16 protein-coding genes are annotated in these 13,940 nt (G+C 64.8%); 9 read left to right on the forward strand and 7 right to left on the reverse strand.

Annotation, left to right across the window (positions count from 1 at the left end; translation table 11 throughout):
- Window positions 1-49: 49 nt before the first annotated feature.
- The 5 genes from dnaE to def are packed head-to-tail and all read right to left on the reverse strand — an operon-like array spanning window position 50 to window position 6,699.
- The gene (dnaE, locus tag HNP71_RS08765; protein WP_183266516.1) at window positions 50-3,463 is read right to left on the reverse strand and encodes a DNA polymerase III subunit alpha; all 3,414 of its coding nucleotides are present in this window, start codon (window positions 3,461-3,463) and stop codon (window positions 50-52) included.
- 20 nt (window positions 3,464-3,483) lie between these two features.
- Window positions 3,484-4,500: an acyltransferase family protein gene (locus tag HNP71_RS08770; protein WP_183266517.1), complete on the reverse strand. Its 1,017-nt coding sequence runs from the start codon at window positions 4,498-4,500 to the stop codon at window positions 3,484-3,486.
- Complete coding sequence (truA, locus tag HNP71_RS08775) at window positions 4,497-5,258, reverse strand: tRNA pseudouridine(38-40) synthase TruA (protein ID WP_183266518.1); 762 nt, start codon at window positions 5,256-5,258, stop codon at window positions 4,497-4,499. Before truA ends, HNP71_RS08770 begins: the two co-directional genes overlap by 4 nt.
- The gene (gene fmt, locus HNP71_RS08780; RefSeq protein WP_183266519.1) at window positions 5,255-6,160 is read right to left on the reverse strand and encodes a methionyl-tRNA formyltransferase; all 906 of its coding nucleotides are present in this window, start codon (window positions 6,158-6,160) and stop codon (window positions 5,255-5,257) included. Before fmt ends, truA begins: the two co-directional genes overlap by 4 nt.
- Entirely contained in the window at window positions 6,160-6,699 is a 540-nt protein-coding gene (def, locus tag HNP71_RS08785; protein ID WP_183266520.1) for a peptide deformylase, read from the reverse strand. Before def ends, fmt begins: the two co-directional genes overlap by 1 nt.
- Window positions 6,700-6,831: 132 nt before the next feature.
- Between def and HNP71_RS08790 the strand changes: the two genes are divergently transcribed.
- The 9 genes from HNP71_RS08790 to HNP71_RS08830 all read left to right on the forward strand — a co-directional run bounded on the left by HNP71_RS08790 (window position 6,832) and on the right by HNP71_RS08830 (window position 12,147).
- The gene (locus HNP71_RS08790) at window positions 6,832-7,305 is read left to right on the forward strand and encodes an Hsp20 family protein (protein WP_183266521.1); all 474 of its coding nucleotides are present in this window, start codon (window positions 6,832-6,834) and stop codon (window positions 7,303-7,305) included.
- Between the two features lie 80 nt (window positions 7,306-7,385).
- Entirely contained in the window at window positions 7,386-7,640 is a 255-nt protein-coding gene (locus HNP71_RS08795) for a DUF1150 family protein (protein ID WP_183266522.1), read from the forward strand.
- 55 nt (window positions 7,641-7,695) lie between these two features.
- Window positions 7,696-8,316 carry a glutathione S-transferase family protein gene (locus HNP71_RS08800; protein WP_183266523.1) on the forward strand — a complete coding sequence of 207 codons (621 nt, stop codon included), beginning with the start codon at window positions 7,696-7,698 and terminating at the stop codon, window positions 8,314-8,316.
- Between the two features lie 46 nt (window positions 8,317-8,362).
- Complete coding sequence (hisG, locus tag HNP71_RS08805; protein WP_183266524.1) at window positions 8,363-9,010, forward strand: ATP phosphoribosyltransferase; 648 nt, start codon at window positions 8,363-8,365, stop codon at window positions 9,008-9,010.
- Window positions 9,007-10,296 (forward strand): histidinol dehydrogenase, encoded by a 1,290-nt coding sequence (gene hisD, locus HNP71_RS08810; protein ID WP_183266525.1) that lies wholly within the window; start codon window positions 9,007-9,009, stop codon window positions 10,294-10,296. The genes hisG and hisD overlap by 4 nt, the downstream gene beginning before the upstream one ends.
- A gap of 60 nt (window positions 10,297-10,356) precedes the next feature.
- A complete protein-coding gene (infA, locus tag HNP71_RS08815; RefSeq protein ID WP_183266526.1) occupies window positions 10,357-10,575 on the forward strand; it encodes a translation initiation factor IF-1 in 219 nt (72 codons plus the stop codon).
- Window positions 10,572-11,123, forward strand: a complete 552-nt coding sequence (locus HNP71_RS08820; RefSeq protein WP_343062372.1) for a Maf family protein — start codon at window positions 10,572-10,574, stop codon at window positions 11,121-11,123. The genes infA and HNP71_RS08820 overlap by 4 nt, the downstream gene beginning before the upstream one ends.
- Entirely contained in the window at window positions 11,120-11,974 is an 855-nt protein-coding gene (locus tag HNP71_RS08825; RefSeq protein ID WP_183266527.1) for a ribonuclease E/G, read from the forward strand. The genes HNP71_RS08820 and HNP71_RS08825 overlap by 4 nt, the downstream gene beginning before the upstream one ends.
- Window positions 11,971-12,147, forward strand: a complete 177-nt coding sequence (locus HNP71_RS08830) for a DNA gyrase inhibitor YacG (RefSeq protein ID WP_183266528.1) — start codon at window positions 11,971-11,973, stop codon at window positions 12,145-12,147. Before HNP71_RS08825 ends, HNP71_RS08830 begins: the two co-directional genes overlap by 4 nt.
- On the opposite strand, the gene HNP71_RS08835 is transcribed toward HNP71_RS08830, so the two are convergent.
- Together HNP71_RS08835 and HNP71_RS08840 are read right to left on the reverse strand one after the other, a co-directional pair.
- Window positions 12,119-13,012 (reverse strand): class I SAM-dependent methyltransferase, encoded by an 894-nt coding sequence (locus HNP71_RS08835; protein WP_183266529.1) that lies wholly within the window; start codon window positions 13,010-13,012, stop codon window positions 12,119-12,121. The genes HNP71_RS08830 and HNP71_RS08835 overlap by 29 nt on opposite strands.
- 34 nt (window positions 13,013-13,046) lie before the next feature.
- Window positions 13,047-13,928 carry a DMT family transporter gene (locus HNP71_RS08840; protein ID WP_183266530.1) on the reverse strand — a complete coding sequence of 294 codons (882 nt, stop codon included), beginning with the start codon at window positions 13,926-13,928 and terminating at the stop codon, window positions 13,047-13,049.
- Window positions 13,929-13,940: the final 12 nt, after the last annotated feature.

Genomic DNA, 13,940 nt, shown 5'->3' on the forward strand with positions numbered 1-13,940 from the left:
CCGGATCAACCCCGCCCGAACCGCGCCGCTTCGTTACGCGCTCAGCCTGTCATACATCCTCGACCAATTCCACCCCCGGCACGAGCTTCATCGCCTGGGCAAGGCGGGGCGAGACATTGTACCCGCCGGGCAGCCAGATATCGAGGCTGCGCTCCTCCCCGGTTCTGGGCACCAGTACCACGCGGCCCTTGCCCCTGCCTTCGCGCTCCAGCAGCGATTTAATGTGCGGCACGGCCTCGGTGCGGTCGAGCCAGATCTTCATCCCCGCCCCGGCATCGGCGGCGGCACTATCCAGCAGGCTGACATCCGATGCCGTGATGCGCAGGGACTCACCTTCCATCTTCACATCGGCGGTCACCAGCAGCGCCACGCCATCTTCCAAAATTTCACGGCTGCGGTTGAGTACTTCCGAAAACAGCGTGACCTCGAAACTGCCCTGCATATCCGAGAGCGTGGCCCACATCATGCGGCTGCCGGTGCGGGTGATGCGCTCCTTCTTCGCCCCCAACGTGCCAGCGAGCTTGATCCGGCATGCCCCTGCCTCGGCGCGGCGCTGAATCGCCCCGGACGGCACCACATCCAGCCGCTTCAGCGCCTGGGCGTACATGTCCAGCGGATGCGCCGACACATGGAACCCGATCGCCTCCGCCTCATGGCTCAGCCGCTCCAGCTCCGGCCAATCGGGGATTTCAGGCAGGCGGATCTTCTCCGGCTCACCGCCGCCGAACAGCCCGATCTGCCCGGAGGAGCGCTCCTGCGCCTCGGCCTGGGCGGTGCGCATGATCATCTCCGCCGCCGCGAAGACTTTCGCGCGGTTCTTCTCCAGCTTGTCGAACGCGCCGGCCTTGGCGAGGATTTCGATCTGCGCGCGGGTCAGCGTCTTGGCGTCGATCCTGTTGGCGAAATCGGAAATATCCTTGAACGGCTTATCGCCGCGCGCTTTTACCAGCTCCTCCATGGCGCCAACGCCAACGCGCTTAACCGCCCCGAGCGCGTAACGGATGCCGTAACCCTCATCCTCTTCCAACAACTCAGGCTGAAAGTCGGCGCCGGATTTATTCACATCCGGCGGCAGCACCTTTATCCCCGAGCGCATCGCATCGCCGCGTAGAATTGCCAGCTTGTCGGTGTTGGTGATGGAGAGCGACATACAGGCCGCGAGGAGCGCCACCGTATGGTTCGCGCGCAAATACGCGGTCTGGTACGAAACCAGCGCGTAAGCGGCGGCGTGCGATTTGTTGAAGCCGTAATCCGCGAACTTCGCCATAAGGTCGAAGATCTCGTTGGCTTTCGCTTCGGTGAAGCCCTTCTTCAGCGCACCTTCGCAGAAGATCGCGCGCTGCGTGTCCATCTCGGCGCGGATCTTCTTACCCATCGCACGGCGCAGCAGATCGGCTCCCGCAAGCGTATAACCCGCCATCACCTGGGCGATCTGCATCACCTGTTCCTGGTACACGATGATGCCGTAAGTCTCAGCCAGGATATGGTGAATCGCCGGATCGGGGGCTTCCCACGGCTCGCCGCGCTTGCGTGCGCAGTAATCGGGGATGTTCGCCATCGGGCCAGGGCGGTTGAGCGCCTGGATGGCCACGAGATCCTCGAATCGGTCCGGGCGCATCTGCTGCAAGGCGGCACGATAGCCGGCGGTTTCAAACGTGAACACGCCGGCGGTATCGCCGCGCCCGATCATCTCGTAAGTCTTCTTGTCATCCAGGGGGATTTTTGAAATATCCAGCTCAATGCCCTGCTGGCGCAAAAACTTCAGCGCACGGTCGATGATGGTGAGCGTGGTGAGGCCCAGGAAGTCGAATTTTACAAGGCCCGCCTGCTCCACGTACTTCATCGAGTACTGCGTCACCAGCAGATCAGAACGCGGATCTTTGTAAAGCGGCACCAGCTCGACAAGCGGACGATCACCAATCACCACGCCCGCCGCGTGCGTCGAGGCATGGCGGTAAAGCCCTTCGATCTGCATCGCGATTTCCATAAGCCGGCCCAGGCCCTCATCGGAATCGCGCAGCTCGCGGAGCTTGATCTCGCCGTCGATCGCTTCCTTCAGCGTCACCGGCTTGGCCGGGTTGTTGGGGATCAGCTCCGCAACCTTGTTGACCTGGCCATAGGGAAGCCCAAGCACCCGCCCCACGTCGCGTACCGCCGCGCGGGCCTGGAGCTTACCGAAGGTGATGATCTGCGCCACACGGTTCGCGCCATATTCACGCGTCACGTAGGAAATAACTTCGTCGCGCCGCTCCTGGCAGAAATCGATATCGAAGTCCGGCATGGAGACGCGTTCCGGGTTCAGGAAGCGCTCGAACAGAAGCGCGTAGCGCAGCGGGTTGAGGTCGGTAATCCGCAACGCCCAGGCGACGAGCGAGCCCGCACCCGAACCACGCCCCGGCCCCACGGGGATCTGATGATCCTTGGCCCATTGGATGAAGTCCGACACGATGAGGAAGTAGCCAGGAAAGCCCATCTGAATGATGATCCCCAGCTCAAACTCCAACCGGTCCCAATACTCCTTCTCGGCGTCCCCAGAGATGCCCTCGAAGGCCAGCCGCGCGCGCAAGCCTTCTTCCGACATGGCGCGCAACGTCTCGGTCTCGGTCGCGCCATCGCGCACCTTCGGGCAGGTTGGCAGCAGCGGCTTGCGGCTGACCGCCATCACCGCGCAGCTTTTGGCAATGGCGATAGTATTGTCGCAGGCATCCGGCAGATCCGCGAACAGCTCGCGCATCAGCTTGGCGGGCTTGAACCAATGCTCGGGCGTCACCCGGCGGCGATCCTTCTCGGCCAGCACGCGGCCCTCGGCGATGCAGAGCAGTGCGTCATGTGCCTCGTACATCTCGGGCTTGGCAAAGAAGCACTCATTGGTGGCGACGATGGGGAGCGCGAATGTCTCCGCCAGTTGCAGAAAACCCGGCTCCACCGCCTCTTCCAGCGCCTCGCCATGGCGCTGGATCTCCACCGCGATCCGTCCGGCGAACGCCTCGGCCAGCACAGCGAGATAGGCCTGCGCCTCCTCCATCTGGCTTTCCGCCAGCAACCGCCCAATCGGCCCTTGCACCCCGCCCGTGAGCAGGAACAGCCCCTCGGCATGCTCCAGCAGCGCCTCGCGGGTGATTTGCGGCTTGATGCCATCACCTTCGAGAAAGCTGATCGATGTCAGGCGTTGGAGATTGGCGTAACCGGCATCGTTCTGCGCCAGCAGCACCACATTATCCGGGGCAAGATTCACGCCCTCGCGCTTCAACCCGAGCTGGCAGCCGATGATGGGCTGCACACCGGCACCGGTGCAGTACTGGGAGAACTCCAGCGCGCCGAACATGTTGGAGGTGTCGGTAATCGCCACCGCCGGCATGGCGTACTCTTTGGCCAGCCCGGCGATCTTGTCGGGCTTGATCGCGCCTTCAGACAGCGAGAAGGCGGAGTGGACCCGAAGATGGACGAAATCGGCGTGTGGCATGGCGACTCCCTGTTCTGGCCTCAAGCCTTGGCCAATTGCAGCCGCGCGGCAAGGGCAGCACGCACGGGCTCATCATACCAGCGCAGCAGCGCATAAGCGAGCGCCACGGCCAGTGTCATTGCCCAATAACCTTGGGCTGATCCCGCCCCAGCCAGACGGAACACGCCGCGCAGCACTGGCTCATGCACCACATAAACGGGGTAGGACAGCGCGCCGCATAACAGCCAAAACCTCGACAAACCGTGGCTCTCAACCGCTTGGCTCCCCAGCCCCAGCAACACGGGAAACACCAACAGCACACACAGTACGTCATACCACCAGCCACAGGCGGGCATCACCAGTAGCAGCGTCAACACACCGGCCGGTACATAATCAGGCACCGCCGGAAACCGGCGGTGCACGGAGAACCGGAACATCAGCACGCCGGCACCGAATGAAAAAGCTACCCGAGGAAACCCCGCGAGGAATGCCACCCCACTGTTCACGCCCACAGCTCCAAGTTGCGTCGCCCAATGAGCGATCACGGCAAGTATCAAGCCCGTAGCCGCCAGATAGACCACAGCCTTGGTCACCTCCCGCTCGGGCAGCCGGGCGGCAGAAAAATAGACACCATTCGCGCAACACTCGAAAAACAAAGACCAAAGCGGAATATTGACCGGAAAAGTCGCGAGATGGAACAATAGCCCCAGAGGCAAAAGCACAAAATCGGCAGTGTTCAGAACCGCCAATTCAGCCGTCTTACCGGGCCAACCCGGGCTGAAGCATACTGCGCCCAACACTCCCGCGGCGAAGATCATCGGATACAGCCGAACAAAGCGCAACCTAGCGAAAGTCCCGAAGCTCATCCCGCCGGCAATCTGCCGCTCATAGGCGTAGGCCAGCACGAAACCACTGAGCATGAAGAAGAAATCGACAGCCAGATAGCCATGTTCCGCGCACACCGGGATACCGAAACCTACCCCCGCATGCCGATCCATCACGGTGAAAGCAGCGATTCCACGCATACCGTCCAATACGCGGAAGCGATGTACGCTCATTCCAACGGCAATGCCGGGTCATACACAACCCCGGTAAAATACAGCCCCTCGGCTGGCGCGGTCACAGAGGCGGCGGCACGGGACTTGGCGTCCAGCACCTCGGCCAGCTTGGGGGCGGGCCAGCTGCCCTCCCCCACCTTCACGAGGCTGCCCACCATATTGCGCACCTGGTGGTGCAGAAAGCTGCGCGCACGTGTCTCCACGTAAATCTTGTCCCCCTCGCGCGTCACGGCGAGGAAATCCAGCGTCCGCATCGGCGATTTCGCCTGGCAGGCCGAGGCACGGAAGGACGAGAAATCATGATGCCCCAGCAGCGTTTGCGCCGCATCGTGCATCAGCCCGGCATCCAGCTTCTGGCGCACATGCCACACGCGCCCGGCCTCCAGCGCGGGCGGCACCGCGCGGTTGGAGATGATGTAGCGGTACGAGCGGGACGTCGCGGAGAAGCGTGCATTCCAGCCATCGGGCGCCGGGCAGCAGCGCAGCACCACGATCGGGTTCGGCTTGAGATGGAAATTCATCGCCTCACGGATGCGGAACGGCGTCAGCTCCGGCAGCTCGATCTGCACGATCATGCCCATCGCATGCACCCCGGCATCGGTGCGCCCGGCGGATACAGCCTCTGTTACCTCCGCCCCGCCGCGCACGCGCGCCGCCGCCTCCTCCACCACCTGCTGGATGGCAAGGCCATGCTTCTGCCGCTGCCAACCCATGAAGGGCCGGCCGTCATACTCGATTTCCAGCGCCCAGAGGGTCAATAAAACCGCGCCCCTTCCGGCAGGGTAAAGCCGCGCAGGAAGTCGGCGGTGGACATCGCCGCTTTGCCCGCGCGTTGCAGGCGGGTGGGGCGCAGCGCGCCTTCGCCGCAGGCAATGGTGAACTTGTCGTCGATGATCTCGCCCGGAACACCCTCGCCCGGTACCACCTCGGCGGCCAGGATCTTGATGACCATGTCCCCCAGCAGCCCCAGCGCCCCCGGCCAGGGGGTAAAGGCGCGGATGCGCCGCTCCAGCACCACGGCAGGCAGAGTAAAGTTCAGCCGCGCATCCTCGCGCGAGAGCTTAGGCGCGTAATTCGCCAGAGCCTCGTTTTGCACCACGGGTTCGCTCGGCTGCGCCAGCTCGGCCAAAATCAGCTTTGCGCCGATGCCCGCCAGACTGTCGTGCAGGTCAGCCGCAGTGTCATGCGTCCCGATCGGCAGCGCCCCGCGCCGCAGCATCGGGCCAGTATCCAGCCCGGCTTCCATCTGCATAATGGTGATGCCTGTCTCCACGTCGCCCTCAGCGATGGCCGCCTGAATCGGCCCCGCCCCGCGCCAGCGCGGCAGCAGGCTGGCATGGATGTTCAAACAGCCGCGCTTGGGCGCGTTGAGAAACGCCTGCGGCAGAATCAGCCCGTAAGCGGCCACCACGGCGGCATCCAGCCCCAGGGACTGGAAGAACGCCAGCTCCTCCGCATTGCCGCGCAGCTTGGCAGGCGTGCGCACCGGCAGGCCCAGCGCCTCGGCGGCTTGATGCACCGGGCATTTCTGCTCCTTCTGCCCCCGCCCGGCGGGCTTGGGCGGCTGGGCGTACACCACCGCCACCTCATGCCCGGCCTTCACCAAGGCCTGCAACGCCGGAACCGAGAAGTCCGGCGAGCCCATGAACGCTAATTTCATCACCGCGCGTGCATTTCCTTCTGCGCCTTGGCCAGCTTGCGGAGCAGGATGTTGCGCTTCAGCGGGGTGAGGTAATCCACGAACAGCACACCGTTCAGATGGTCGATCTCGTGCTGGAGGCAGGCTGCCAGCAGCCCATCCGCCTCGATCTCCTTCTTATGGAAATTCTCATCCAGATAGCGCACGGTCACCCGCGCCGGGCGCACAACATCGGCATACTGGTCGGGGATGGACAGGCACCCCTCCTGCTGCACCGCCGTCTCCTCGGACTTGGCGATGATCTCCGGGTTGATCAGCGCAATCGGGGCGGGCACGTCCTTGGGCGCAACATCCACGGTAATCACCCGCAGCAGCCGCCCCACCTGCGGCGCGGCCAAGCCAATGCCAGGCGCCTTATACATGGTGGCGAACATCTCGGGGATCAGCTCGCGCACCTCCTCGGCGTCCTCCTGCGTCACCGCGCGGGCCACCTTGCGCAGTTTCGGGTCGGGGCAGATGAGGATGGGCAGAAGCTCGGCTTCGGTCTGTGTCTCTAACATGCCACGGATGTAGTCTGCGATGCCCGCTCCTGCAACGAGCCTCTTGCATCCCGCCCCAGATATGACAACATGGACATCCGGACGCCTTCGGGGTCCATCAACCTGCTTCGCTCAACTCGGGGGAGCCCTACCATGAATACACGCGTATTCACTTCGCCTTTGTTTCTCGGCTTTGACCATCTGGAGCAGATGATCGAGCGCGCCGCCAAAAACTCGTCGGATGGTTACCCGCCCTACAATATAGAACAGCTTAGCCCAATCTCTCTGCGCATTACCCTGGCTGTCGCCGGGTTCACCATGGACGACCTCCAGATCACCCTGGAGGATAACCAACTGGTAATCCGAGGCCGCCAGACTGACGACGGACAAGGCCGGGTGTTCCTGCATCGGGGCATCGCGGCCCGGCAGTTCCAGCGCGCCTTCGTCCTCGCCGAGGGTATCGAGGTGAAGGGGGCGTGGCTTGATAACGGCCTGCTGCATGTGGACCTCGTACGCCCCGTGCCGCAGCCGGTGGTGAAGACGATCCCGATTTCCCGTGGCCAGAGCAGCAAGGCCGTGGCCCCGGCCCGGGTGGTGGACAGGGATACCGAAAACGCCGGGGGCTAAGGCCCCGGCGACCGTAAATTGAACACATTGCCGCTGTGAGATCGGCTCCAAGGCCCTCAGCGGCAGGAAAGGATATCACGATGAACATCAAAGACCATGACGGCACGGCCAATTTCGTCCCCGGCACGGTGCTGGACATTCATCACATCTCCGCAGACCAGCTTGCCATGCTGGGCATGGAGGAGATCGCCTTCGTCAAACCCGTGATGACCGAGCAGGGCCCGGCCTTCGCCATTCACGCGGCGGACGGCACACCCATGGCCATCGCCACCAACGCCACGCTCGCGGCGGCGGCCATCGTCCAGAACGACATGAAGCCCAGCCTGGTGCACTAACCCCCTTGCCTGTCCGGCCTCCTCCCGTCCAACATCCGGGGCGGGAGGAACGGACATGGCCTTGATTTTCTACACCAACCCAATGTCGCGCGGCCGTATGGTGCGCTGGATGCTCGAAGAAATCGGGCAGCCCTACGAGACGAAAGTCATCCCCTACGGTCAGGAAATGAAGGCGCCCGCCTATCTGGCGATCAACCCCATGGGTAAGATTCCCGCCCTCGTCCACGACCATACCATCATCACCGAAACCGCGGCGATCATAGCCTATCTGGCGGACGCCTTCCCCGAGGCCGATCTCGCCCCCACCCCCGGCACGCGCGAACGTGGCCCCTATTACCGCTGGCTGTTCTTCGGCGCCGGACCATTCGAGGCCGCGGTGATGGACAGGGCGCTGGGCGTGCAAATCCCGCCCGAGCGCAAGGGTTCGGTGGGCTATGGCAGCCTGGAAGAGGTGCTGGCAACGCTAGAAACCGCCCTGCACCCCGGCCCCTATCTGCTCGGCGACACTTTTTCGGCGGCGGACATCTATCTCGGCTCACAAATCGGCTATTGCCTGCGCTTTGGCACCATCGAACCGCGTCCAGCCTTTGTCAGCTATGTCCAGCACCTCCTGGCCCGCCCCGCCGCCCAACGTGCCGCCGCCATGGATGATGCGCTCATGCCGCCGAAAGCCTGAGGCTCCACCCTAGCCACCCCCTTGCCCCGGTGGTAATCCCCCCGCCATGTCGATCGTTCTCGCCCTGCCCAAAGGTCGTATCTTAAAGGACGCCGGTCCGCTGCTGGCCCGCGCCGGGATTTTCCCCGAAGCCGATTACGCGGACGAATCCTCGCGCCGCATGCGCTTTCCCACCAACCATCCGGAGCTGGACGTGATCCGCGTCCGCTCGTTCGATGTCGCCACTTTCGTCGCCTTCGGTGCGGCGCAGATCGGCATTTGCGGGTCGGACGTGCTGATGGAATTCGACTACCCCGAGGTTTACGCCCCGCTCGATCTCGGCATCGGCCAATGCCGCATCTCGGTGGCCGAGCCCAAGGACGACGCCGGGCAGACCGATTTCACCCGCGCCTCGCGCATCCGGGTGGCCAGCAAATACCCCAACATGGCCAAGAAGCATTTCGCCGCCAAGGGCATCCAGGCCGAGATCGTGGCCCTGAACGGCGCCATGGAGCTGGCCCCCGGCCTCGGGCTCTCGCGCTTGATCGTGGATCTGGTGCAGACCGGCAGCACGCTGAAAGCGAACGGCCTCGTCGAGACCGACGTCATCGCGCAAGTCTCCTCCCGCCTGATCGTCAACCGCATCGCGCTCAAGACCCGGCCGGATGAGATCGGCGCCTGGATCGAAGCGTTCAGAAAGGCATTGTCCGCATGAGGCTGCTGGCGACCAAACACCCGAATTTCGCCGCCGATTTCGCCGATCTGCTGACCCGCGAGGGTAGCGCCCCGCAGGTGGGCAGCGCCGTGGCCGAGATCATCGCCCGCGTGCGCCGGGAAGGCGATGCCGCCCTGCTGGACTACACCAGCCGCTTCGACCGCGTGAATCTGACGCCCGAAACCCTGCGCGTCTCCCAGGCCGAGATCGATACCGCCCTGGCCTGTACCTCCCATGAGTTGCGTGAGGCACTGACCCTGGCAGCACGGCGGATCGAGACCTTCCACAAAATGCAGCTCCCCAGCGGCATCGAATTCACCGACGATGAAGGCGCCACCTGCGGCATGCGCTGGACCCCGCTGGACGCCGCCGGGCTCTACGTGCCGGGCGGCAAGGCGAGCTATCCGTCCTCGGTGCTTATGAACGCCATCCCCGCCCGCGTGGCCGGTGTGCGGCGCTTGGCCATGTGCGTTCCCGCCCCCCATGGCGAGCTGAACCCTCTGGTTCTGGCCGCCGCGCATATCGCCGGGGTGAAGGAGATCTACCGCATCGGCGGCGCGCAGGCCGTGGCCGCCTTGGCCTATGGCACGGCAAGCATCCGCCCGGTGGACCGCATCGTCGGCCCCGGCAACGCCTATGTGGCCGAGGCCAAGCGCCAAGTGTTCGGGCAGGTGGGCATCGACTCCATCGCCGGGCCCTCCGAGGTGCTTATCCTGGCCGATGACAGCGCCAACCCGGAGCATATCGCCATCGACCTGCTGGCCCAGGCCGAGCACGACGAGGACGCTCAATCCATCCTCATCACCACCAGCGGCCCCCTCGCCTCCGCCGTGGCCTCCGCCGTGGAAGCCCTGCTGCCCACCCTGCCGCGTGCGGCCATCGCCTCTGCAAGCTGGGCGAATAACGGCGCCATCATCCTGGTGCATAATTGGGACGAGGCCGTGGACCTCGCCAACCGCATCGCGCCCGAGCATCTGCAGCTCATGCTGGCCGAGCCAGACGGGCTGTTCAGCCAGATCCGCCATGCCGGGGCCATCTTCCTCGGCCACACCACCCCCGAGGCCGTGGGCGACTACGTGGCAGGCCCCAACCATGTGCTGCCCACCTCGGGTACGGCGCGCTTCGCCTCGGGGCTTTCGGTGTACGACTTCATGAAGCGCACCACCTATCTCTCCGTGCCGCCGCACGCGCTGGCAGCCATCGGCCCCGCCGCCGTGGCCCTGGCCGAGGCCGAGGGGCTGACAGCGCATGCCCGCTCTGTGTCCACCAGACTGGGCAAAACTTGACCGCAACGAAAACCCGGCCCATGTGAGCCCCAGGTTTTTCACAATCCCAGAGGTATTTATTTGTCTAAAGAAGATATGATCGAGTTCAGCGGCATGGTGACAGAGCTGCTGCCCAATGCGATGTTCCGCGTGAAGCTCGATAACGACCACGTCATCCTGGCCCACACCAGCGGCAAAATGCGCAAGAACCGCATCCGCGTTCTGGCCGGGGACCGCGTGAATGTCGAGATGACCCCCTACGACCTGACCAAGGGCCGGATCACATTCCGCTTCAAGTGATTCTGGCCTCGGCCAGCCCAAGACGGCTGGAATTGCTGCGCCAGATCGGCATCACGCCGGAGAAGATTTTCGCCCCCGAGATCGACGAATCGCCCGCCCCCGGGGAGATGCCGCGCGCCTATGCGGCACGGATAGCACTCGCCAAATTATCGCCGCAGGATGGCTATGTGATCGCCGCCGACACGGTGGTGGCGGCTGGTCGGCGGATTCTGCACAAAACCGCCTCCCGTGACGAGGCCGAGGCCTATCTGCGCCTACTGTCTGGCCGTCGTCACAAGGTCTTCACAGGCGTGGCCGTGCGCGCGCCAGATGGCCGCATCGCAAGCCGCGTGGTGCCTTCGGTGGTCGGCTTCGCCCGGCTCGATGAACCGCAGATCCGCGAATATCTCGATAGCGGCGAATGGGAAGGCAAGGCCGGGGGCTATGCCATCCAGGGCCGGGCCGCCACCTTCATCGACTTCATCGCCGGGTCCTATTCGGGCGTGGTCGGGCTGCCGTTGCACGAAACCGCCGCCCTGCTGCGCGGCCTGGGCTGGCGGCGGGAATGATCGCGGTCTCCCGGCGCGGAGACCTCGTGCGCATCGCCCTGCTGCGCGGAGACGACCTCGCCGAATACTGGCTCTGGAACCTCGCCGCCCCTGACGGTCTGGGCGATATCTACACCGCCCGCGTGGACGCGGTGATGCCCGCTCTGGCCGGGCGCTTCCTCGCCCTGGGCAACGATCTCTCCGGCTTCCTGCCAGACAGCGCCGGGGGCAAAAATCTTACCGTGGGCGACTACGTGGCCGTGCGCGTCACCCGCGCCCCGCAAGGCGACAAAGGCCCGCGCCTGGAGGTGGTGGCCGAGCCGCATGGCGACGCCCCCGGCCTGATCCGCCGCGGCCCCGGCCCACTGCTGGATCTGGCCGCTCGGTTTCCGGCCGCGGAAATCGTGCTCGACGATTACGAGCTGATGGCCCAGCTCCGCCCAACTCTGGCAGGGCGGATGCGCCATGACGCCAAGGCGTTCGACACTGTGCTGGAAGACGAGGTCACCGCCCTCGCCGAGCCCACCGCCCCCCTGCCGCACGGGGCGGCCATGCACATCTCCCCGGCCAAGGCGGCGACGCTCATCGACATCGACGCCGCTTCCGCCAGCGCCATCAACCCGCTGGCGCTGAACACCGCCATCATCCCGGAGATCTGCCGTCAGATCGTGCTCCGCAATCTTTCGGGCGGTATCCTCATCGACTTCGCCGGGCTGAAATCCGCACAACGCCAGAAACTAGCCGAGCCCCTGCGCGCCGCCCTGACCGCCGACACGCTGCGTCCCAGCCTGCTTGGCTTCTCCCATCTCGGTTTCGCCGAGATCAACCGGCGGCGCATCCGCCCCCCCTTGCATGAGCTGTTATCGCCATGAAATGCCCGATCTGCGGCAAGCCCGCCGCGCCCGACCACAAACCCTTCTGCTCCAAGCGCTGCGCCGATATCGATCTGGGCCGCTGGATGACGGATAGCTACAAGATCCCGCAGCAGCACGGCGAGGATGAAGACGAAGAAGAGCCTACCCCGCCCCCGGCTTCTCAGCACTGAGATAGATCATCCGGCGGGTCGAGGACGTCTGCCCGGCTTCCACCCTGGGGCGCATAAAGGCTTCCAGCCGCACCGCTTCCTCCGGGGTGAAGCTCTGGGCCATAATCTTACGTAAGGACGGCGCCAAGGGGTGCGGCGCGATGGCGCAAAACACCCCCCAATCGCGCGGCGGGGTGGGGGCAATGTCGATGTGCAGTTCCAGATGCGCCGTGCCGAACCCAGCCTTTGCGGCTAGGCGGAGCAGGTCGCGCTCGGTGTAGCTAGCGATCGCGCTGGCCGCCATCGCCGCCTCGCTGTACGGGTACTGCGCCGCTTTCCAGCGATACAGCAGCTCCAGCATCGGTTGCGGCGCGGCCTCCAGTTCCCTGCGCATGGCACAGACGGCCTCGGCCTCCTCGCGGAACAGCGGCTCGGCTAAGGAAAGCCGCCCGCCTGGCTTCAGCACCCGAAATATCTCCCGGAACGCGGCATCCTTATCCGCCACATAGGCCAGAGCGGAACGGCTGGTCACCACGTCCAGGCTGGCGTCCTCCACTCCACTCAGGCTATCGCCCCCGCGATGCAGAAACCGGCATTGTCCGGCGACGCCTAAATGCCTGGCCGTCTCCTCCGCCTGGCGGAGCATCGGCTCCGAGACATCCGTGAGCAGCACACGCAGCGCCGGGCAGCGTTCCAGCGCCGCCCAGGCCATCAGGCCCTCGCCGCTGCCAATATCCAGCAGGGCCATGCCGGGACGCAGCTCCACCGCATCGAGAATTTTCGCCGCGAAACGCCCCGTCTCCACCGCCACGCGGGCGGCAGTTCGCGCGTCTCCACCGTCGCGCCCGCGGCGCAGCCAAGCGGACCAGATATCATCTATACTCATGCCCGCACCATGACCGGGAGGGCTGAAGACAACGCTAACGCGCGGACGGGCCGCGCTGGCTGATAAATACCGAGAACAGGATCAACCCGCCGCCCAGCAGCTCGACGGCTGTGAGCGGCTCGCCTAGCACCATCGCGCCACCGCCAGCGGCGAATACAGGCAGCAAATAGAGGAACCAGCCTGAGGCCTCGGCCCCCAAAGCCGCCGAGCCCTTGGTCCAGGCCACCATGGCGATCATCGACGGTCCGAGGGCCAGCGCCACGGAAATCTCCCAGCGCGTCGCATCCATCATCGCCAGCATATGGCTCATGCCGGGCGCGCCCACCAGCAGCATTGGCAGCGTGCCGGCGGTCATCGCCACCGCACTCACCTGCAAGGCGCTGCGCGCCACCAGCAGCGGCGGGATCAGCACGCAGTAGCAGGACCAGTTGAAGGCGGCGAATAGCACCAATGTAATCCCCAGCGCGTCGCCCTCGGCGGGACCAGCACTGCGGGCCAGCAGGACAATGCCAGCAAAACCGACAACGGCGGCCAGGAACGTCCATATCCCCGGCACGCGGCGGCTGCGCAGGCTCACCAGCAGCACGATAATCAGCGGCTCGGTGGCGTTCAGCAGCCCCACCATGCCCGCCGAAACCGTGCGGTTACCGATGGAATTGGGCAGGTTATAGCCCATCACCCCCAGCACGCCGCAAAGCGCGCCGAGCAGCAGGTCTCGCTTCGACCAACTCCGCAACGCCTGCACCAACCAGGGGAAAAAGCAGACCGAGGCCATGCCGTAGCGCAGCGCCGCGAAGGGCGCACCTGGCAGCGCGGCATGGTTGTCGCCCAGCAAATACCGCGTGCCTACCGGTGCGATGCCCCACAGCATCACGGCAAAGAATGTCAGTAGCACGGCTTGCAGGCGGGGAGACATGCGCGGGCTTTT

Origin of the sequence: Acidocella aromatica (assembly GCF_014201825.1) — a bacterium.
GTDB lineage: Bacteria > Pseudomonadota > Alphaproteobacteria > Acetobacterales > Acetobacteraceae > Acidocella > Acidocella aromatica.